Genomic DNA, 20,876 nt, shown 5'->3' with positions numbered 1-20,876 from the left:
CCTGTTAAAATGCTCTTTCGATCAAATCGCACACCCTCATATCCATGTCCGGCAATACATTTGGCAAGCTGTTTTCCGTTACCACTTTCGGCGAGTCGCACGGTCCCGCGATCGGTTGCGTCATCGATGGCTGCCCACCCGGCATGGCACTGACCGAAGCCGATATCCAGGCCGACCTCGACCGCCGCAAGCCGGGCACGTCGCGTCACGTCACGCAGCGCCAGGAGCCTGACCGCGTCGAGATCCTGTCCGGCGTCTACCAGGGCGTCACGACGGGCACCCCGATCGCGCTGCTGATCCGCAACGAAGACCAGCGCAGCAAGGATTACGGCAATATCGCCGAGAGCTTCCGTCCCGGCCATGCCGACTACACGTACTGGCACAAGTACGGCGTGCGCGATCCGCGCGGCGGCGGGCGTTCATCGGCGCGCCTGACGGCGCCGGTGGTGGGCGCCGGCGCCGTCGCCAGAAAGTGGCTGCGCGAGCAGTATGGGACCGAATTCATGGGCTGCATGCGCGCGCTGGGCGACATCGACGTACCGTTCGACGGCTGGGAGCACGTGCACGCCAATCCGTTCTTCGCTGCGACGGGCGACGCCGCCCTGCTGACGCGCATGGAAGATGCCATGGACCAGCTGCGCCGCGATGGCGATTCGATCGGTGCGCGCATCGACGTCGTCGCGCGGGGCGTGCCGGTGGGCTGGGGCCAGCCGATCTACGACAAGCTCGACGCCGACATTGCCTACGCGATGATGGGCATCAATGCCGTCAAGGGCGTCGAAATCGGCGCCGGGTTTGCCTCGGTGGCGCAGCGCGGTTCCGAGCACGGCGACGAACTGACGCAAGAAGGGTTTGTCGGCAACCATGCCGGTGGGGTGCTGGGCGGGATCTCGACGGGGCAGGACATCACGGTGTCGCTCGCGATCAAGCCGACCTCGTCGATCCGCGTGCCACGCCGCTCGATCGACAAGGAAGGCAATCCGGCGCTGGTGGAAACGTTCGGTCGCCACGACCCGTGCGTGGGCATCCGCGCCACACCCATTGCCGAAGCGATGCTGGCGCTGGTGCTGATCGATCACGCCTTGATGCACCGCGCGCAGTGCGGCGATGTGAAGGTCGCCACGCCCCGCTTGACGTAACCGTCGTGGACTGCGGCGGCGCGCTCAGGCGCGGGTCGCGATCACGTCCATCTGATGGCGGCGCTCGACCGTGCGCACGACCAGCGTGCGCAAGTCGTTGAGCAGCGCAAATTCTGTCTGGCTCAGGATCACCTGCGGATAGGTGTCGTCCCAGTCGCCATAAATGAAGCCGGCGGGCTGGCCGTGCGCGCACAGCGGAATCACGATGAAGCAGCGCGCCTCCGACAGCGTGTCTTTCCACCAACCCGGCAGCTTGGCCGCGAACTTGGTGTCGTGCGCATTCTCGATGAAGATCACGCGGTCGCTTGCCAGCGCGGCGTGGAACACGTTCGCCTCGTAGGTGTCGTCGAAGGTCAGATCCGGCTGCAGGGCCTTGGCGGTTTCGCCGAGCGCCAGGCGCGCCGTGTAGCGTCCTTCGCGCCGGTTGCGCACGAACGCAAACGAGCGCGAGAATGACAGCCCCTCGTGCATCGTTTCCAGCGCCAGCGACATCATCTGGCCGGCGGTCGCGTTCAGGCCCGCGTCGCGCATGTCGGCCACGCCACCCATCAGGATCTGGTTGCCGGCAATGCGGTCGCGCCTGGCTGCGGCCAGGCGCGCGCGTTTCTCTGCCGGCCGGGCCAGCGGCGCGATCGACAGATCGGCCGCCGCTTCGATCCGGGCCTTGTCGATCGATGCCAGGATGCCGGCCGGCGAGATGCCCAGCATCGGTGCGAACTGCTCGGCCAGTTCGGCCACCTTGTCGGCGCCGGCGTCGTCGTCCGCCCATAGTGCATCGGCGGCGCGCGTCGACATCGTGCCCAGCGCGGCCAGCCAGTCATCGTGCTCAAAGCGTTCACCCCGTTCGCCCGGTTCGACGCGGCGCATGCCGGCCACCAGGTTGCCGGGCAGGCCCCAATGGGCGGCGGTGGCGCGGCCGAGCTCTTCGAGGTGCAGACCAAGCACGTCACAGGCCGCTGCCGTGTCGTCGCCGCCGGCCGCGCCGGCCTGGATCAGGGTCCAGCGCTCGGGCATGTAGAACGTGACCATCATGCGGCCCAGCGAGTGCAGGATCGAGCAGACCACTGCTTCTTCGGGATTGCGCACCTGCGCGCCGCTGGCCAGTTGCTGCGCCACCATCCCGGCCAGCACGGCTTTTTCCATCTCGATGTGCGCGATCTCGGTGTCCGGCGTGCTACGGCCGAGCTCTTCGATCAGTTTCAGTCCCAGCGCCAGATGGCCGATGCTTTCGGTGCCGAGTACCAGCACGGCCTTGGAAATCGTGTTGACGTGCTGGCCGAACGCCGCGTACATGCTGCTGTTGGCCAGGCGCAGGACCTTCTGGGTCAGCACGGGGTCGGACAACACGGTCTGCGTCATCGAGAAATCGCGTTCGTCCTCGCCGCGCATCGACGCCAGGATGGCATTGATGGCCTTGGTGAAGCCGGGCATGTCGCCCTGGCGGCGGATGCGTTCCCACAGCAGGGCGAGAGTGGCTTGCGCTTTCGCCGAGCGCGCGGTGGTGATTGGTGTGGTCATGGTTTCCCTGTCCGGGTGTCGGCCGGCAGTAGAGCGGTATAGAGGTTTTCCTTGAGGGCCGTCACGGCCACGTTGGCCGGCATCGGCTTGCCCGTCAGGTAACCCTGGACATAGTGGCAACCCTGTTCGTCCAGCCAGGACAGCTGGTCTTCGGTCTCGACGCCTTCGGCCACGACGGCCAGGCTCAGGTGGCGGGCCAGGTCGAGCACGACTTTGCAGATGGCCGCGTCCTTGTGCGAGCCGGGCAGGTCCTTGACGAATGCACGGTCGATCTTGAGCACCGAAATCGGGAAGCGCTTCAGGTACGCCAGCGACGAGTAGCCGGTGCCGAAATCGTCGATGGCAATGCGGACGTTGCGCTCGACCATTTTTTCCATGACCGCTTCGGCGTGGACCGGGTCGACCATCAGCGTGCCTTCGGTGATTTCGAGCACCAGCTGGTGGCCCTGGGCGCCGGACATCGCCAGCGCGTCGTCGAGCACCGACAGGAAGCGGTCGCTGCGGAACTGGCGCGGGCTGATGTTGACCGAGATGTACAGCTCGCGGCCCGCCACTTCCTGGAACTGGCGGATCTGCATGCACGCCGCCTTCAGCGCCCAGGCGCCCAGCAGGTTGATCAGGCCGTTGTTTTCGGCGATCGGGATGAAGCGCACCGGCGGCACCATGCCGAGCGTCGGGTGCTTCCAGCGCATCAGTGTCTCGAAGCCTTCGATCACTTTCGTGCGGGCGTCGACGATTGGCTGGTAGTAGAGCAGGAACTCGCCTTCGCGCACGGCCTTGAACATGGCCGCCTCGAGCGAGATGTCGTGCTCGGGCGGGCCCTGGTCGCGCGGGCTGTAGACGACCGTGCGGCCCTTGCCGGTTTCCTTCGCGCGCGACAGCGCGGCGTCGGCCAGCGTGACCAGGCGCACTTCGTCTTCGGCGTGGTCCGGGTACACCGTCACCCCAATCGAGGCCCCCAGGTAGATCGTGTGGCAATCCGTCTCGAACGGCGACTGCAAGGTGGCCATCAGGCGCCCCGTGACGAGCTTGATCTGGGCATCGGTGAAGGTGCCGGGCAGCACGGCGACGAATTCATCGCCACCGACGCGCGCCAGCGTATCGCTGTCGCGCAAGACCCGGCGCAGGCGCGTGGCAGCCATCTGCAGTACGGCGTCGCCCAGCGGGTGGCCCAGGCCATCGTTGACTTTCTTGAACCCGTCCATGCCGATCGCGACGACCGAGAAACCCTGGCCCGACCGGCGCGCATTTGAAATCACCACGCGGATGCGGTCGGCCAGCAGCAGGCGGTTCGGCAATTCGGTCAGCGCGTCGTGGGTCGCCATGTGACGCAGCCGCTCCTCGGTCGCGTGCTGCGCCGACATGTCGCGCCCGATCACGAGGATTTGCGCATCGTCGCCCGTCGTCAGTTGGGCAATGCGCAGTTCGAACCAGATGTCACGCTCGCCGCTGCGAAAGCGCGCCTCGACCAGCGCTGCTTCGTGCGCTGTCGCGGCGCCGTCCAGTGCGTGGCGCAAGGCGGCCTGGTCGACGTCGTGCACGAGCGCCACCAGCGAACAGCCGGACGCATACCCGTGCAGGCGCTGGGCGCGGGTGCCTGCTGCGCGGATCGTTCCGCAGGGCGCGACCCGGAACACGGCGTCGCCCGCACTTTCCAGCAGACCGTCGAGCAGCGTCGCCGGCGGCAGGTGCGCCGTCGGCGGATGGGAAGCTGCGGAGGGTGGGGTCAGCATGGTCGGTCAGGGCTCTCGTGTCGCGGCATGGTCAAGCCATGCCGATATCATCTTGTTATCCGTGCCGGGCAACAAACCAGGAACGAGTCTATCACTGAAAAATTCCGTACTGCATCAGAATGAGCAACGTACGATGCGTTCGCTTCCACGTCTGCGCGTGCGCGCATCCGGACGTTGAGGCGCGCAACTGCCAACGTCGTCACACGCTGGCCTGCCACCTGTGTATTGTCGCCGATTATTGCTGAGTAGAAAATATCTATCGCTCGATTTAGTGCCTTAATGCAACCAGATTTGTGTCATCGTGACACATTCATGCGTTGGAGCAGGGCGCTTGCGTGATTCGGTGCGCCGGGGAGGGAGGCGCGACCGCGGGCAGGCTGGCCGCTGCAGAGCGTCAGCGACTGCGCGTTGGCAGCGTCGACCAAGAATTATTTCGGCCAGGGCCGGGACAAACCACGTTGTGCCTGTGATAATGCTGGCTTACAAGCTTCATCGACCGTGTCGAGCCCCGCCATGAACCAAGATCCGCGCTTTCCGAACCTTTTCATCCTGAATCACCCGCTGATCCTGCACAAGCTGTCGCACATGCGCGAGCACGACACGTCGACGCGCACGTTCCGCGAACTGCTGCGCGAAATCACGCTGCTGATGGGCTACGAGATCACGCGCGACCTGCCACTGACGACGCGCCAGATCCGCACGCCGCTGGTGACGATCGATGCGCCGGTCATCGCCGGCAAGAAGCTGGCGGTGGTGCCGATCCTGCGCGCCGGCATCGGCATGAGCGACGGCCTGCTCGAACTGGTGCCGTCGGCGCGCGTCGGCCACATCGGGGTATTCCGCGATCCCGATACGCATGAGCCGGTCGAGTACATGGTCCGCTTGCCGGACACGACCGATCGCACGTTCATCCTGTGCGATCCGATGATTGCTACCGGCAACTCGGCGGTGCACGCGATCGACGTGCTGAAAAAGCGCGGCGTGCCGGACGAGCAGATCCTGTTCCTGGCGCTGGTCGCCGCGCCCGAAGGGATCCAGGTGGTGCAGGACGCGCATCCGGACGTCAAGATCTACGTCGCTTCGCTGGATTCGCACCTGAACGAACACGCCTACATCATCCCGGGCCTGGGCGATGCGGGTGACCGTATCTTTGGCACCAAGTAAGGCCGGCATGACCATGACGCAGCCGGCTGACCAGCAATTCTTCGCCCGCCTGGCCGAACTGAACGACAAGTTCGCGGCGCGCCTGCCATCCACGTTCGGGCGCCTGGCGCAGTTGTCGCAAGAGCTTGCACCGGCCGGCGCACCCGGGTTCGACCCCGCCGGGCCGGCGGGCGAGCTGCAGGCGATGCTCCATACGCTGGCCGGTTCGGCGGCGACCTTCGGTTTTCGCGGCCTGGGCCACCACGCGCGCCTGCTCGAACAGCGCCTGCGCGTGCTGCGTGCATTCGATGCCGTCGCTGCGGGCGAATGGCAAGCCTGGCGCGCCGAGCTCGACGACTATATAGCCGCCGCCCTGCGCGACCCCAAGGCGCTGACCTGAAACACGGGGAGCGCAAGTCGCGCGCGCAATTGTCGAGCAGACCGGAATTTGATTAAGCGCAAACAAATCAAACGTCCTTGCCTCTATTCTTTGCTGCATACCGAATTAAAAAATCGTGTTGTCAAATTTATTGACATTAGGAATCGTGGGGCTACTTACGTATTTTTATTCAACGAATAGGGCATGCGCGAGAAATATTCGGTATAATGTGGGATCGTTGGGTTCGAGGTAGTAGTGCAGTCTGTCTGTCATTTCTTTCTTGCTTCTTCAAACGATCTAAAACGGGCGCAAGCCCAACTAACCGAAATAGGAAATTGTAATGGCAACTGGCATCGTTAAATGGTTCAATGACTCGAAGGGCTTCGGCTTCATCACCCCTGATGAAGGCGGCGAAGATCTGTTCGCGCACTTCTCGGCTATCCAGAGCAACGGCTTCAAGTCGCTGCAGGAAAACCAGCGCGTCTCGTTCGACGTGACCACCGGCCCTAAGGGCAAGCAAGCCTCGAACATCCAGCCTCTGTAATCGCCTAACAGGCGTTGCGAGACCAAAATCCCCGGAACTGCCGGGGATTTTTTTCGTCCGTACCTTTTGTTGTTACCCTTCCTCGCGCAGGGTGAGGCGTCAGCGTTGGCGCCAGTAGTCGGGCGCCGCGTAACTGCGGCGCAGGAAATCGACGAAGGCGCGGATACGCAGCGGCAAGTGGCGGCGCTGCGCGAACACGGCGTGGATGTCATTGCCGGGCGCTGCGAAGGCGTCCAGCACAGTGCACAGTTCGCCGCTGGCGATCTGTTCACCCACTTCCCACATCGAGCGCCACGCCAGGCCCTTGCCGGCCAGCGCCCAGGCGTGCAGTACGGCGCCGTCGTTGCACACCATATTCCCGCTGACTTTGTGCGTGACGGGTTTGCCGTTCTCGAGAAAAGTCCAGCCGGGCTGGCTGCCTTCGCTGCTGATTGCCAGGCAGTTATGGCGCGCCAGGTCGCCCGGTGTGCGCGGCGTGCCATGACGCTTCAGGTAGGCGGGAGCGGCAACCAGCACGCGGCCGTTGTCGGCCAGTTTCACGCCCACCAGGTTCGAGTCGCCCAGGCGGGCGATCCGGATGGCCACGTCGACGCCGTCGCCGATCAGGTCGATGACGCGGTCATTCAGGTTCAGGTTGACCGTGACGTCGCGGTGCTCGGCCAGGAACGACGGCAGCAGGGGTGCCACGTGCTGGCGGCCGAAGCCGGCCGGGGCCGAGACCGTCAGGTGGCCTGACGCGCGGCCGCTGCGCTCCGAGATCGCCGACTCCGCCTCGTTGACCTCGACCAGGATGCGCTGGCAATCCTCCAGAAACGCCACGCCCTCGTCGGTCAGCACGAGCTTGCGCGTGGTCCGGCGCAGCAGTTTGACGCCCAGCCGGGCCTCGAGCGCGTCGAGCCGGCGCCCGATCATCGCCGGTGCAATGCCCTCGGCGCGCGCCGCGCCCGACAGGCTGCCGCGCGCCACGACCTCGACAAAGGTTGCCATCTGGGTGAACTTGCTCATGCCAGCGATCCAGTTGTGTAGTTTGATTTAATACAAAAACACACAGATGAAGTGCGTATTTGTCTCGTTTAGCGTTACGCGGGTGAATATACTGGATGCCAACAGGAACGCCAAGCGGGGCCAGTCCCGGTGCAGCGTCGCACGTGATTTTCATTCATCTTCAGGAGTCGATATGTCCCTCAGCATCCCCCAAGGCATGGAAATTTCCGGCACGATCCAGCCGGCCTACGAGCAGATCCTGACGCCGGACGCGCTGGCGCTGGTGGCCACGCTCACACGCGCGTTCGAGCCGCGGCGCCAGGCCTTGCTGGCCGCGCGTGCCGAGCGGGCAGAGCGCCTGGACGCCGGCGAGCGCCCGGATTTCCTGCCCGAGACCGCTGCCATCCGCGACGGTGACTGGCGCATCGCCCCGATTCCCGCTGCGCTGCATTGCCGTCGGGTCGAGATCACGGGGCCGGTGGAGCGCAAGATGGTCATCAACGCGCTGAACTCGGGCGCCGACAGCTACATGACCGACTTCGAGGATTCGAACACGCCCAACTGGGATAACCAGATCAGCGGCCAGATCAATCTGTTCGATGCGATCCGCAAGACCATTTCGCTCGAACAGAACGGCAAGTCGTACCGGCTCAATGACAAGGTCGCCACGCTGCTGGTGCGCCCGCGCGGCTGGCATCTCGATGAAAAACACGTGCTGGTCGACGGCAAGCGCGTCTCGGGCGGCATCTTCGATTTCGCGCTGTACATGGTCCATAACGCGAAAGAATTGCTGGCACGGGGCGCCGGCCCGTATTTCTACCTGCCCAAGCTCGAATCGCACCTGGAGGCGCGGCTGTGGAACGACATCTTCGTCATGACGCAAGATCTGCTCGGTATCCCGCAGGGGACAATCAAGGCGACGGTGCTGATCGAAACCATCCTGGCCGCGTTCGAGATGGACGAAATCCTGTACGAGCTGCGCGAGCACAGCGCCGGCCTGAACGCGGGCCGCTGGGATTACATTTTCTCGTGCATCAAGAAGTTCAAGCGCGACAGCGATTTCTGCCTGGCCGACCGCGCCAAAGTGACGATGACGGCGCCGTTCATGCGCGCCTACGCGCTGCTGCTGCTCAAGACCTGCCACGCACGGGGCGCGCCGGCCATCGGCGGCATGGCCGCGCTGATTCCGATCAAGAACGACCCGGAGAAAAACGAGGTCGCGATGGGCGGCGTGCGCAACGACAAGGCGCGCGATGCGACCGATGGCTATGACGGCGGCTGGGTCGCGCATCCGGGGCTGGTGGGCCTGGCGATGGAAGAATTCACCAAGGTGCTGGGCGAGCGGCCGAACCAGTTCGACAAGCAGCGGCCCGATGTTGTCGTGACTGCTGAGCAATTGCTCGACTTCAAGCCGGAAGCGCCGATCACCGAAGCGGGCCTGCGCTACAACATCAACGTCGGCATCCACTACCTGGGCGCCTGGCTGGCCGGCAATGGCTGCGTGCCGATCCACAATCTGATGGAAGACGCTGCGACGGCAGAAATCAGCCGCTCGCAGGTGTGGCAGTGGATCCGGTCCGCCAAGGGCGTGCTGGAAGACGGCCGCAAGGTCACGGCCGACATGGTGCGCGCGATGATTCCGGAAGAACTGGAAAAAGTAAAGCTGGTGGCAGCCGATGGGACGCATGCAAGCTACGAGCGCGCCGCCACCATCTTTGAACAGATGTCGACAGCGGAAGCGTTCGCGGAATTTTTGACGCTGCCGCTGTACGAAGAAATCTGACGCCGCGTCAGAACGTATTTTTCCACGCCCGCAGCGCCGTGAATACCTCGAGCGGCGCTGCACCTTCAGCCACACGCCCTGCGGCAACCAGGCTGCGCACGATCGGCGCGCTCGTCGTGCGCAGGAATGGGTTGGTGGCTTTTTCCAGCGCAATGGTCGAGGGAATGGTCGGCTGGCCGGCGGCGCGGCTGGCGCCGTCAGCTTCCACGCGCGCAGCAAGCGCCGTGTTGCCGCCATCCACGGCCTGCGCAAACGCCAGGTTGGACATCGTGTATTCATGCGCGCAATACACCAGCGTCTCATCGGGCAGCGCCGCTAGTTGCGTCAGCGACGCATCCATCTGCGCCGGCGTGCCCTCGAACAGGCGTCCGCAGCCGGCGCCAAACAACGTGTCGCCGCAGAACAGCCACGGCGCGTCCGCGTCTCGTCGCACATAGGCAATGTGCCCCAGCGTATGGCCCGGTACATCCAGCACGTCGAGCGCTAGACGAATGCCCGGCACCGTGATGCAATCGCCCTGCACCAGCGGGTCGGTGACGAGGTCGATGCCGTCGTTCTTCGGGCCGAAGACCGGCACATCCCATTCGGCCAGCAGGGCGGGCACGCCACCGATATGGTCAGCATGATGATGGGTGAGTAGAATGGCAGTCAGGCGCAGGTTGTGCGCGGCCAGCGCCGCGCGCACCGGTGCTGCGTCGCCCGGATCGACGATGGCTGCATGCGTGCCGTCGTGAACCAGCCAGAGGTAATTGTCTTTGAAGGCCGGCACTGTCAGTACCGACAGGGCCGGCTGCCGTGGAGGTGTCATGGTCATGTGTATGGTCAAGAGGTGGCATGGATAGCGCTGCCGAGAAATCCATTATAGCGCTCGACAACTGGCTCCAATCGCCAGCCGGCGCGTACGTGCGCGCGTTCGAGCAGGCCTGCCTCGAAGAACTGACGGCGGATATTTTCGGCTACAACGCGCTGCAGATCGGCGTGCCGCAGCTCGATGCGCTGGCCGCCAGCCGCATGCCCAACCGGTGGCAGGTGGCCACGCGCACGTCGAATGCCGACGAGCTTGCGTTCGCCTCAAACGGCCGCCAGATCGCTGCCGCAGCCGACTTCGCCGAGCTGCCGTTTGCGTCAAGCAGCATCGATCTGGTGGTGCTGCCGCACGTCCTCGAGTTCGCTGCAGAGCCGCACCAGGTGTTACGCGAAGTCGAGCGCATCCTGATTCCCGAGGGGCAGGTCATCATCTGCGGCTTCAATCCGGCCAGCCTGTGGGGCATGCGCCAGGGCATCGGGCGTGTTACCCGCAATGGCTACTTGCCGGACACGGGCGAATTCATTTCTATGCCGCGCCTGAAAGACTGGCTAAAATTGCTCAATCTGAGCGCGACGCGCAGCCACTTCGGCTGTTACGCACCACCATGCCGCACCGCCCATTGGCTGAGCCGCTTTGCGATGATGGAATCGGCTGGCGGGCGCTGGTGGCCGTATCTTGGCGCCGTCTACGTCGTGCATGCGATCAAGCGCGTCAAGGGGATGCATCTGATTGGCCCCGCATGGAACAAAAAAACCAGCAATCGACCGGCGGCAGTGCCGGCGGCAAACCGGATCGAACGAATTGAAAGTGAATAGCAGGGCATGAGCGAAACAATGCACGACGCAAAAAGCGAAACGAACAACGACACTAACCCGACCCGGGTCGAGATTTTCAGCGACGGCGCCTGCAAGGGCAATCCGGGCACGGGCGGCTGGGGCGCGCTCCTGGTATCGAACGGGCACGAGAAAGAAATCTTTGGCGGCGAACCGAACACCACCAACAACCGCATGGAATTGCGCGCCGTGATCGAGGCGCTGGGCGTGCTGAACCGGCCATGCGAAGTCGTTCTGCACACCGACAGCCAGTACGTCCAGAAAGGCATCTCCGAGTGGATCCACGGCTGGAAGGCGCGTGGCTGGAAGACGGCCGCGAAAGAGCCCGTGAAAAACGAAGACCTGTGGAAGGCCCTCGACCTGGCCCAGCAGCAGCACGCCGTCGAATGGCGCTGGGTGCGCGGCCACAATGGCCACCCTGGCAATGAGCGGGCCGACGTGCTGGCCAACAAGGGCGCGGCATCGGTACGGCGGTAATCAGTCCGGCGCTGCGCAGCACGCCGCCGCAGTTGTTATACTGCGCCCGCACCCACTTTGAAGAATTGCACCATGCGTCAGATCGTTCTCGATACCGAAACCACAGGCCTGAATCCCCGCACCGGCGACCGCGTCATCGAAGTCGGCTGCGTTGAAATTTTCAACCGCAAGCTGACCGGCAATAACTACCACTGCTACATCAACCCCGAGCGCGAGTCGGACGAGGGCGCACTGGCCGTGCATGGCCTGACCACCGAGTTCCTGAGCGACAAACCGAAGTTCCACGAGATTGCGCACGAGCTGCGTGACTTCATCCAGGGCGCCCAGGTCATCATTCATAACGCGCCGTTCGACCTGGGTTTTTTGAACGCCGAATTCACGCGCATGGGCCTGCCGCCGTTCGTCCAGTATTGCGACGGCGTCATCGACACGCTGGTGCAGGCGAAAGAGCTGCACCCCGGCAAGCGCAACTCGCTCGATGCGTTGTGCGACCGCTACGATATCTCGAATGCGCACCGCAAGCTGCACGGCGCTCTGCTCGACTCGGAGTTGCTGGCCGATGTGTATCTGGCGATGACGCGCGGCCAGAATTCGCTGACCATGGATGTCGAAGAAGAAACCAGCAACGACGGTGAAGCGCTCGAGATCGTCCCGCTGGGCGAGATCATCGTCGTGACGGCCAGCAGCGATGAACTGGCCGAGCACGATACGGTGCTGGCTGGCCTGGATAAAAGTGTGAAGGGCAACTGCGTCTGGCGGACTTACGGGGCCTGATCGTGCTGCGCAGGGGTGACGCCAAGAAAATTCTGTGCCATAATATGCCTCGCTTCGGGAGGTTAGCTCAGGGGTAGAGCACTGCATTCACACTGCAGGGGTCGCAAGTTCGAAACTTGCACTTCCCACCAAGAATTTGCAAGGCCAGCAGAGATGCTGGCCTTGTTCGTTTCCGCGCCAGTTATACAGTGCGCCGCCCGCATGCACACAGTCGATTGCCATTTGGCATAATTTATCCGCTGTGGCATAATACGGCCTCGCTGGGAGGTTAGCTCAGGGGTAGAGCACTGCATTCACACTGCAGGGGTCGCAAGTTCGAAACTTGCACTTCCCACCAACGAATATGGTTGACCAAAAAAGGCTTGCACTTCACCGTGCAAGCCTTTTTTGCATTGTGCTCCGATCTGCGCTGCAAAGCGATCAGCTGGCCCGCTTACCGTCACGCACATTTTTGACATGAGTTATTGTCAAAAAAACGCGGTCAAACAGGCCGCGGGACGGTCTGAATTCAATCGCGCAAGTCGTTTCGCCCTGTACACTTGTCGTACAACTACCCGACATGCGCTGTGTCTGAGCACGTGCGGGCATCCGAAACATTCAAGCAGCGAAGCTTTCATGGTGAATGGGCATTACCAACCCTTGCTGGTCGTCGTCTCGATCCTGGTCGGCATACTGGCGTCGTATACCGCCCTGAGTCTGGTCATGCGCGTCAGACAGGCACAGGGGCGCGCACGGTATGTCTGGATTACTGGCGGGGCCATGGCCATGGGCAGCGGCATCTGGGCGATGCACTTTGTCGGGATGCAGGCGTTTCGCCTCCCGCTGCCGATCGGCTTCGACACGACGACGACCTTCGTCTCGTGGCTGTTGCCGGTCGTCGCGTCCGGCCTCGCGCTCTGGCAAGTGCGGCACCGCACGGTTCGGCCGCGGCATCTTGCTGCCGGTGCGTTGCTGATGGGCCTTGCCATCAACGCCATGCACTACGCCGGCATGGCCAGCATGCAGATGCATCCTGCAATCACCTACTCGCCATGGCTGTTCGGGCTGTCGGTCGCCATCGCGATCGGCGCGTCGGCGCTGGCGCTGCAGATCGGCATGCGCATGGAGGAGGGGGCTCGCTCGCGCCGCACGCTGCAACTGGTGGCCAGCGTCGTCATGGGCGGCGCAATTGCCGGCATGCATTACACCGGCATGGCCGCCGCACGTTTCGCACCCGGCAGTGTCTGTGGCGCCGCACTGGTGGGCGTCGACCAGGATTACCTGGCGGCGATGGTGACGATCACGACGGTGCTGCTGCTGAGTATCACACTGCTCGCGACAATCTTCGATGCACGTCTCGAAGAGCGCAACCAGACCATCGCCGCCTCGCTCGTGGCCGCGGCCGAGCGCCAGAAGCTGTTCCTGATCGAGCAGCAGGCGCGACTCGATGCGGAAAACGTCAGTCAGATGAAGGATGATTTTCTGGCCACCCTGTCGCATGAGTTGCGCACACCGCTCAACGCCATGCTCGGCTGGTCGCAATTGCTGCTGCAAGGCGGGCGCGACGATGCTTCGCTCAAGCGCGGCCTGTGCACGATCGAACGCAATGCACGTGCGCAGTCCGAACTCATCGAAGACATGCTCGACATGAGCCGCCTGCTGGCCGGCAAGGTGCGCATCGATCACGTGCCGCTCCAACCCCACGACTTCATCAACACCGCGCTCGACACGACGCGGCCCGCGGCTCTGGCACGCCAGGTAACGCTGATCAGCGATCTCGATGCCGGGGCAGGGCGCATCCTTGGTGACAGCGGCCGCATGCAGCAGGTGATGGTGAACCTGCTGTCCAATGCGATCAAGTTCAGTGAACCGGGCGGTGTCGTGACCGTGACGCTGCGCACCCTGGAAGACGCCAGTGAGATCACGGTGCAGGATACCGGCGCCGGCATCCCGGCCGCGTTCCTGCCATTCGTGTTCGACCGGTTCCGCCAAGCTGATGGATCGTCTTCACGGCGTCATGGGGGGCTGGGTCTGGGGCTGGCCATTGCGCGCCAGCTGATTGACTTGCAGGGTGGCGCGCTGAGCGTGGCCAGCGCGGGTGAAGGGCAGGGGGCGGCCTTCACGCTGCGCATGCCGTTCGCAAGCAGCTGTGCCCCGGCGCCTGCCGCAGCGGTGCCTGTGCCAGGGTTGCCGCTGACGGCGCTGGCGCTACAGGGCTTGACGGTGCTGGTGATCGACGATGCGCTCGACTCGCTCGAACTGGTGCAGGCAGTGCTGGCGCCCAGCCAGGCCAGGATACTGACCGCCACCGGTGCCCAGGAAGCGCTGCGCCTGATCGCGCAGCACCGGCCCGACCTGATCATCAGCGACATCGGCATGCCGGTCGTCGATGGATTCGAGTTCATCCGCAAGGTGCGCGCCTTGCCGGACCGCCTGGTCGCCAGCGTGCCAGTGATCGCGCTGACGGCGTTTTCGCGCAAGGAAGACGAACAGAAAGTGCTGGCGGCGGGGTTCGATGAATTTCTGGCCAAGCCGCTGGTGCCGGCGGCGCTGCTGCAGACCGTGGCGGCGGTCAACGCACGCCGCGCGCCGCTGCCGGTCTAGCCTCAGGCCGCCATACCCGGCAACACCAGGTCGAGCTGCAGGGCGCCTTCCGGGCGGCGCAGGCCGGCCACGATATACGCGCGGTTGCGGCCTGCTTCCTTGCCCTTGTACATGGCGCGATCGGCCAGGGCGATGGCTTGCTGCCAATCCATCGATGGCGCGGGCGCGTCGTCCTCACCCGCGGCAAACGGCAGCGCAACGGCGCCGGCCGTGGCACTGATGGCCAGCAGCGTGCCGTCGGCCAGCAGCACCGGCGCGCTGGCGAGCGCGTCGAGGATGCGCTGCACCAGCAGTGGCCGCTGCGCCGGCGTGACGCCCTGCGAATACACGAGGAATTCTTCGCCGCCCCAGCGCAACACCATGTCCGACTCGCGCAGCGTGGCGCGCAGGCGCTTGCCCACTTCGACCAGCACGGCGTCGCCGGCGGCGTGGCCGTAATCGTCGTTGATGCGTTTGAAATGATCGATATCGAGCAGCGTGAAGCAGTCCGCGGCATCCGGTTGCGGCGCCGCTTCCCCGGTGCGGCTGCGCATGCGGTCTTGGAACGAGCGCCGGTTGTGCAGTCCCGTGAGCGGGTCATGCGCCGAATAGTGGGCCAGCTCGGCGTTCAATTCCGACAGGCGCTGGCCCGTGCGTTCCGATTTGCGATACAGCCATAGCACGCCCGAGCACAGCAGCAGAGCCAGCGCGGCGCCCAGCGAGGCGGCCGTCTGGATCACCGTGCGGTGACGCAGTTCAGCATCCTTCGCGGCGTTTTCCAGGCGCAGGCTGTCGATCTGGGCAACGCGTTCGCGTGACTTGAATTGCTCTTGCAACGCCGAGATCGCCTTGTTGCGGTCATTCAGCGCCAGTTGCTGCACGACCTTTTCGCGCTCCCGCAGCGTGGCGAGGGCTTCCTTGAAACGGCCGGCCCGCTCCAGCGCCTGGCTTTTCTCGTCCAGGATGCGGCCCAGCGTGGACAGGGCACCCGCCTGGCGCATGGCGGCGCTGACCTCGTCGACGAGGCGCATGCCTTCCTGATAGCGCCGCTGGCCGAACAGCGCAAAGCCGAGGTTCGCGGTTGCCATCTGCAGGCTGATTCTGTCTTCGCTGTCTCTGGCAGGGATCAAGGCGGCGCGCGCGGCTGTTTCGGCCTGGCCGTAGCGGCCCAGCTTGAGGTAGGCGTTGGCAATATTGCCCAGCACATTGGCCTCGACTGACAGCAGTTGATGCGTTTGCGCAAGCCCGAGCGCCCGCTCGAGCGCGACCAGGCCGGCTTCGGGCTGGCCTTGCGTGATCAGCGCGCGGCCTTCAAGGAACGACGCCGCCGCATCCAGTCGCGGCGGCAGGCTTGCCTTGCTGGCGCGTACTTCGCGCAGCGTCTCGAGCGCGCGCACGGGATCACGCGCATTGACGTACATGCGCGCCATGGCCAGCAGGATGTCGGCTTTGCGCGGGCTCCACAGATCGGGGTGGTTGTTGACCAGTTCGAGCGCGGGCAGGAAGCGCTGCAGCGCGCGATCGTACTGGCCGACGGCGCTGAAGGCGGCGCCCTGCAGTGCATCGAACCCGGCCTTGAACTCCAGGCTGTCGAGATCGCGGTAGCGGGCGCCCAGCGTTTCCAGCAAGCCCAGCGCGCCAGCGGGATCATTGTTTTCAATCAGCCGATACACGCGGCCCAGGCTGGCCAGTGCCAGGTTGCGCGGATCGTGCGCAGTGGTGGCCAGCTTGATGATCTGTTCGTTGGTCTCGTACGCGTCGCGGTAATTGCCGCCATCGACCTGCACCCGGCGCAACAGAAACAGATAGCGGATCCGCACTGCATAGGGCGCGCCGGCGATCAGTGCCGGGCCTTCCTGCACCAACAGGGTGCGGGCCTGTGCATGATGTTGTTCCGCGATGACGGCAATGTCGTCGAGGCGCGACGCCGGGTTCGGCGCTGCCAGTGCGCCGCCAAGCACCAGGGTGAAGCCGCAGGCCACCATTGCGCGGCGCATTCCAGGCCGCAGTCCGGGCCGCCTCGACGCGTGCGCGGGCAGTCCGGTAATCAAGTGTCTTGGGGTGACATTCATGGCGGGGGAACAGCGGTGTCCAAACGGCGGGAGGCGGCCCATATGAGCTGGGGCGGTGGCTAGCATCCATTATCGAATGTTGCACTTGGGAAATCAAGGACGCTCGATGCGGGCGCGCTGTTTACGCAACGCTCCGTTGGATTTGCCAGCGGGCACGTAAATTGCACCCGTTTCAGCAGATTGCTTTGATTCGAGACAACATTCTGGTTATATTGGCACACCTGCGAAAAAGCTGGAGATGACAGGTACAAGCAGCGGCGGTTTCAGGTCAGGCAAGCCGGCCCACCAGGCAGGATCCCGGGAAAGCGCCCGCCCATCAGGCAGGCGCAGGAATGACAAGACGCGGGACCACACCATTATTTGATTGGAGAACACGTAGTGAGTATTTTTAGAACCAAGAATCTGGATGCGATGATCGCCGCAAGCGCCAAGCCGGGCGGCCTCAAGAAAGTGCTCGGCCCGACCGACCTGATCCTGCTCGGCATCGGCGCCATCGTCGGCACCGGTATCTTCGTGCTGACCGGCACCGGCGCCGTCACGGCCGGTCCCGGCCTGTCGCTGTCGTTCGTCATCGCGGCCATGGCATGCTGCTTCGCCGCGCTGTGCTACGCCGAATTCGCCTCGACCGTCCCGGTCGCCGGTTCCATCTATACCTACAGCTACGCCACGCTGGGCGAATTCGTCGCCTGGATGATCGGCTGGGACTTGCTGCTCGAATACGGCCTGGCTACCTCGACCGTTGCGGTCGGCTGGTCGGGGTATTTCCAGTCGCTGCTGTCCGGCTTTGGCGTCGTACTGCCTGACGCGCTGACCGCTGCGCCTGGCGCGCGGCCCGGCGTCGAGACCCTGTTCAACCTGCCGGCGTTCCTGATCATGATGGCCATCACGTTCCTGCTGTCGCTCGGCATGCGCGAGTCGGCCCGTCTGAACAACGTGATGGTGATCATCAAGATCAGCGTCGTGCTGCTGTTCATCGCGGTCGGTGTGGGCCACGTCAAGCCGGAGAACTGGCAGCCGTACATGCCATACGGCATGACGGGCGTGATGAGCGCTGCCGCACTGGTGTTCTTCGCCTTCATCGGCTTCGACGCCGTTACGTCGGCGGCCGAGGAAGTCAAGAATCCGGCGCGCGACCTGCCGATCGGCATCATCGGTTCGCTGATCATCTGCACCATCCTGTATGTCGTGGTCGCTGCGATCATGACCGGTATCGTGCCGCACATGGACTTCAAGGGTGTCGACCATCCGGTGTCGCTGGCGCTGCAAGTGGCCGGTGAAGACTGGGTCGCCGGCTTCGTCGACCTGGCCGCGATCCTGGGCATGAGCACCGTGATGCTGGTGATGGCATATGGCCAGACCCGCATCCTGTTCGCGATGTCGCGTGACGGCCTGATGCCGGCGCGCCTGTCGAAAGTGCACCCGAAATACGGCACGCCATTCTTTGCAACCTGGCTGGTGGGCATCATCTTTGGTCTGATCGCTGCCGTGGTGCCGCTGACGGTGCTGGCCGAGCTGGTCAATATCGGCACGCTGGCCGCCTTCACGCTGGTCTCGATTGCCGTGATCGTGCTGCGCAAGAAGCGTCCTGACCTGCCACGTGCGTTCCGTTGCCCGGCCGTGCCGCTGATCCCGATCCTGGCGATCATCTTCTGCCTGGTCCTGATGTCGTTCCTGAGCTGGCATACCTGGGTCGCGTTCGCGATCTGGCTGACCATCGGCGCGGCCGTCTACTTTGGCTATGCACGCAAGCACTCGCTGCTGAATAACACGCCACAGTAAGCTGTTTTGCGCCCCTGCCAGCGCGGGGGCTTCATGGTAGGCTCTCGTTGGCGACGCTGTCATGGCGTCATGTGAACGAACAGCAAAGGGAACAACCATGAGTGCCATCGTGCTGGGTGGGGGCGACGCCCTCCTGATCGTCGACCCGCAGGTCGACTTCCTTCCCGGCGGCAGCCTGGGCGTCCCGCAAGGCGACGCCGTGCTGGCCCCGATCAATCGCCTGATCGACCTGTATCGCGCGCATGCGCTGCCGGTGTACGTGTCGCGCGACTGGCATCCTGCATTGCATTGTTCGTTTGCCGAGCAGGGCGGGCCGTGGCCCGTGCACTGTGTTGCGGGCAGCGATGGTGCACGCTTTGCCGAGGCGCTGCAGCTCGATGACGCCGTGGTCGTTTCCAAAGCCACCACCGTGGATGTCGATGCCTACTCGGCCTTCAACGGTACCGGCCTGGCCGAGACGCTGCGTGAGCACGGCATCCGGCGTCTGACTGTGTGCGGATTGGCAACGGATTATTGCGTGCTCAATACGGTCGTCGATGGACTGACGGCAGGGTTCGAGGTGCTACTCGTAACGGAAGCAATACGTGCCGTGGACGTCAGCACAGGTGATGGCGAGCGCGCGTTGACACGCATGCTCGATGCCGGGGCAATGCCGGTACAACTGTCAGGCGGTGGCCTGGTTACAGATCAGGTTGAAGCCCTGGCGCTGGGTGCAGCCGCATAATGACCTGCGTCACTCAATAATATTTTTGTAATCCCTATCTTACAGGCCGACAGCACGCCTACCGATTCTCTCGACATGCCTGAGCACGGATAATGCGGTACCGTCCATAGAACGCATTTCAAGAATCGAGACATGAGCCCAATGCTGTTAGCCGACGCGCCAGGCGTCCAGAGTGCCCCGCTGCCTACCGGCCAGGGTGCCAGGAATCTGTACTTCTCGCTGTATGCCGACCCGGCAGCGCAGCCTGAAGCCGCCAAGTCGTTCATCGACGACCAGCTCGCGCTCGCGCGCGAACTGCCGGTCGATCTGCCATCGAACATGAATGACCTGCAAGGGTGGATCGAAGAGCGCGCCGAGATCGTCGGGCAGGAATACCGCGACTACCTGGCTGCGCGCAAGAACGGCGCGCCCCGCCGCTATTTCAGCACCCGTGCCCATGCGCTGTACTTCATCAAGGGCGTGGCCCCGACCAAGCTGGTCGACGGCGCCTGGCTATATGGCCTGGTGCGCCAGTGGGACGACGTTGCCTTCCACCCGCTGATCAAGACGTATCTCGAAGAGCTGGGTGATGGCTTGCCGGACAAGAACCACGTGACGCTGTACCGCAAGCTGCTGGCCACGCACGGCTGCGACAGCTGGGCAGGCTTGAGCGACAGCCATTTCCTGCAGGGCGCACTGCAACTCGCGTTGGGTCACAACGCCGAACATTACCTGCCGGAGATCATCGGCTACAACCTCGGTTACGAACAATTGCCGTTGCACCTGCTGATCACGTCCTACGAGCTCAACGAACTGGGCATCGACCCGTATTACTTCACGCTGCACGTGACGGTCGACAACGCCGGCAGCGGCCATGCCCGCAAGGCCGTGCAATCGGTGCATGACCTGATGCCGCGCGTGGGTGACCGTGACGCGTTCTGGCAACGCGTCGTCAACGGCTACCGCCTTAACGACCTGGGTGCGAGCACGACGTCGGTGATTGGCGAATTCGATCTGCAGGAAGAACTGGTCGACATCATGGCGGCCAAGAGCGTGGTCGGCAAGAACATGCACTCGGATTACTGCCGCGTGGCCGGGCGTTCGGTCAATGACTGGTTGACCGAACCAGCGCAGATCCCGGCATTCCTGGCCGCGCTCGAAGAAGCTGGCTGGATCAAGCGCGGCGAGCAAGTCGAGCACAGCCGCTTCTGGCGTCTGGTGGAAGGCGAGCGCGCCGAGATGTTCGGTGTGTTCAATGCCTACGAACTGCAAGTGCTGCGCGACTGGATCACGAGCCACCCTGACGGCGGGCAGGCGGCCGGACCACGCGTGCTGACTGCTCGTGCGCGCCAGCGTACCCTCGACCAGCACGGCCTGGGCACCGAGCGCGGAACCGCATTCCCCGTGCGTGGCCTGATCCGCCGCCACACAGGCGCCGATGCGCAAGATACCGGCAACGAGCTGCGTGTGCTGGAGCAGCAGGTTGCTTCGAGCAGCGGCAAGCAGGAAGCAATGGCGCTGCTGGCGCGCCTGCTGTCGCCGGAAGTGCACCACACCACGGTGGGCCTGATGGCCACCCGGATGTACACGCAACTGTTCGACGCCTGAGGCGTCCGCATAGTGCACAAAGCGGCCGGTACACGTA

Annotated in this window: 17 protein-coding genes and 2 tRNA genes; 14 read left to right on the top strand and 5 right to left on the bottom strand. The window is 64.0% G+C overall.

Annotation, left to right across the window (positions count from 1 at the left end; translation table 11 throughout):
- Positions 1 to 44 precede the first annotated feature (44 nt).
- Positions 45 to 1,139: a chorismate synthase gene (aroC, locus tag IFU00_10930; GenBank protein MBD8542795.1), complete on the top strand. Its 1,095-nt coding sequence runs from the start codon at positions 45 to 47 to the stop codon at positions 1,137 to 1,139.
- A 24-nt stretch (positions 1,140 to 1,163) separates the two neighbouring features.
- Here aroC and IFU00_10925 read toward each other — a convergent pair whose 3' ends face one another.
- Both IFU00_10925 and IFU00_10920 read right to left on the bottom strand, forming a co-directional pair.
- Positions 1,164 to 2,570, bottom strand: coding sequence for an HDOD domain-containing protein (locus tag IFU00_10925; GenBank protein MBD8542794.1), 1,407 nt, complete (start codon positions 2,568 to 2,570; stop codon positions 1,164 to 1,166).
- A gap of 83 nt (positions 2,571 to 2,653) precedes the next feature.
- Positions 2,654 to 4,390 (bottom strand): EAL domain-containing protein, encoded by a 1,737-nt coding sequence (locus IFU00_10920; protein MBD8542793.1) that lies wholly within the window; start codon positions 4,388 to 4,390, stop codon positions 2,654 to 2,656.
- Positions 4,391 to 4,903: 513 nt separating this feature from the next.
- On the opposite strand from IFU00_10920, the gene upp reads away from it, so the two are divergent.
- The 3 genes from upp (at position 4,904) to IFU00_10905 (ending at position 6,456) form a co-directional block, all read left to right on the top strand.
- Positions 4,904 to 5,554 carry a uracil phosphoribosyltransferase gene (upp, locus tag IFU00_10915; protein ID MBD8542792.1) on the top strand — a complete coding sequence of 217 codons (651 nt, stop codon included), beginning with the start codon at positions 4,904 to 4,906 and terminating at the stop codon, positions 5,552 to 5,554.
- Between the two features lie 7 nt (positions 5,555 to 5,561).
- Entirely contained in the window at positions 5,562 to 5,933 is a 372-nt protein-coding gene (locus tag IFU00_10910; protein ID MBD8542791.1) for an Hpt domain-containing protein, read from the top strand.
- 319 nt (positions 5,934 to 6,252) lie between these two features.
- The gene (locus IFU00_10905) at positions 6,253 to 6,456 is read left to right on the top strand and encodes a cold-shock protein (GenBank protein MBD8542790.1); all 204 of its coding nucleotides are present in this window, start codon (positions 6,253 to 6,255) and stop codon (positions 6,454 to 6,456) included.
- Between the two features lie 99 nt (positions 6,457 to 6,555).
- Here IFU00_10905 and IFU00_10900 read toward each other — a convergent pair whose 3' ends face one another.
- On the bottom strand, positions 6,556 to 7,461 hold the full coding sequence (locus IFU00_10900; GenBank protein MBD8542789.1) for a LysR family transcriptional regulator: 906 nt from the start codon (positions 7,459 to 7,461) through the stop codon (positions 6,556 to 6,558).
- A 172-nt stretch (positions 7,462 to 7,633) separates the two neighbouring features.
- On the opposite strand from IFU00_10900, the gene IFU00_10895 reads away from it, so the two are divergent.
- The gene (locus IFU00_10895) at positions 7,634 to 9,223 is read left to right on the top strand and encodes a malate synthase A (protein MBD8542788.1); all 1,590 of its coding nucleotides are present in this window, start codon (positions 7,634 to 7,636) and stop codon (positions 9,221 to 9,223) included.
- A 7-nt stretch (positions 9,224 to 9,230) separates the two neighbouring features.
- On the opposite strand, the gene gloB is transcribed toward IFU00_10895, so the two are convergent.
- Complete coding sequence (gene gloB, locus IFU00_10890; GenBank protein MBD8542787.1) at positions 9,231 to 10,037, bottom strand: hydroxyacylglutathione hydrolase; 807 nt, start codon at positions 10,035 to 10,037, stop codon at positions 9,231 to 9,233.
- A 20-nt stretch (positions 10,038 to 10,057) separates the two neighbouring features.
- Between gloB and IFU00_10885 the strand changes: the two genes are divergently transcribed.
- The 6 genes from IFU00_10885 to IFU00_10860 all read left to right on the top strand — a co-directional run bounded on the left by IFU00_10885 (position 10,058) and on the right by IFU00_10860 (position 14,698).
- A complete protein-coding gene (locus IFU00_10885; GenBank protein MBD8542786.1) occupies positions 10,058 to 10,846 on the top strand; it encodes a class I SAM-dependent methyltransferase in 789 nt (262 codons plus the stop codon).
- An 18-nt stretch (positions 10,847 to 10,864) separates the two neighbouring features.
- Entirely contained in the window at positions 10,865 to 11,341 is a 477-nt protein-coding gene (rnhA, locus tag IFU00_10880; GenBank protein ID MBD8542785.1) for a ribonuclease HI, read from the top strand.
- 72 nt (positions 11,342 to 11,413) lie between these two features.
- Positions 11,414 to 12,115, top strand: a complete 702-nt coding sequence (gene dnaQ, locus IFU00_10875) for a DNA polymerase III subunit epsilon (GenBank protein MBD8542784.1) — start codon at positions 11,414 to 11,416, stop codon at positions 12,113 to 12,115.
- Positions 12,116 to 12,171: 56 nt separating this feature from the next.
- Positions 12,172 to 12,246 (top strand) — tRNA-Val (locus IFU00_10870).
- Between the two features lie 131 nt (positions 12,247 to 12,377).
- Positions 12,378 to 12,452 (top strand) — tRNA-Val (locus IFU00_10865).
- 278 nt (positions 12,453 to 12,730) lie between these two features.
- A complete protein-coding gene (locus IFU00_10860) occupies positions 12,731 to 14,698 on the top strand; it encodes a response regulator (protein ID MBD8542783.1) in 1,968 nt (655 codons plus the stop codon).
- 2 nt (positions 14,699 to 14,700) lie between these two features.
- On the opposite strand, the gene IFU00_10855 is transcribed toward IFU00_10860, so the two are convergent.
- Entirely contained in the window at positions 14,701 to 16,578 is a 1,878-nt protein-coding gene (locus IFU00_10855) for a diguanylate cyclase (GenBank protein MBD8542782.1), read from the bottom strand.
- A 582-nt stretch (positions 16,579 to 17,160) separates the two neighbouring features.
- Here IFU00_10855 and IFU00_10850 point away from each other — a divergent pair.
- The 3 genes from IFU00_10850 to IFU00_10840 all read left to right on the top strand — a co-directional run bounded on the left by IFU00_10850 (position 17,161) and on the right by IFU00_10840 (position 20,839).
- Positions 17,161 to 18,528 (top strand): amino acid permease, encoded by a 1,368-nt coding sequence (locus IFU00_10850; protein MBD8542781.1) that lies wholly within the window; start codon positions 17,161 to 17,163, stop codon positions 18,526 to 18,528.
- 97 nt (positions 18,529 to 18,625) lie between these two features.
- Positions 18,626 to 19,252 (top strand): isochorismatase family protein, encoded by a 627-nt coding sequence (locus IFU00_10845; GenBank protein ID MBD8542780.1) that lies wholly within the window; start codon positions 18,626 to 18,628, stop codon positions 19,250 to 19,252.
- A gap of 132 nt (positions 19,253 to 19,384) precedes the next feature.
- Positions 19,385 to 20,839, top strand: coding sequence for an iron-containing redox enzyme family protein (locus tag IFU00_10840; GenBank protein MBD8542779.1), 1,455 nt, complete (start codon positions 19,385 to 19,387; stop codon positions 20,837 to 20,839).
- Positions 20,840 to 20,876 lie beyond the last annotated feature (37 nt).

The sequence above is a fragment of the Oxalobacteraceae sp. CFBP 8761 genome (assembly GCA_014841595.1).
Classification (GTDB): domain Bacteria; phylum Pseudomonadota; class Gammaproteobacteria; order Burkholderiales; family Burkholderiaceae_D; genus Telluria.
This window is presented reverse-complemented; position numbering and strand designations above follow the sequence as displayed.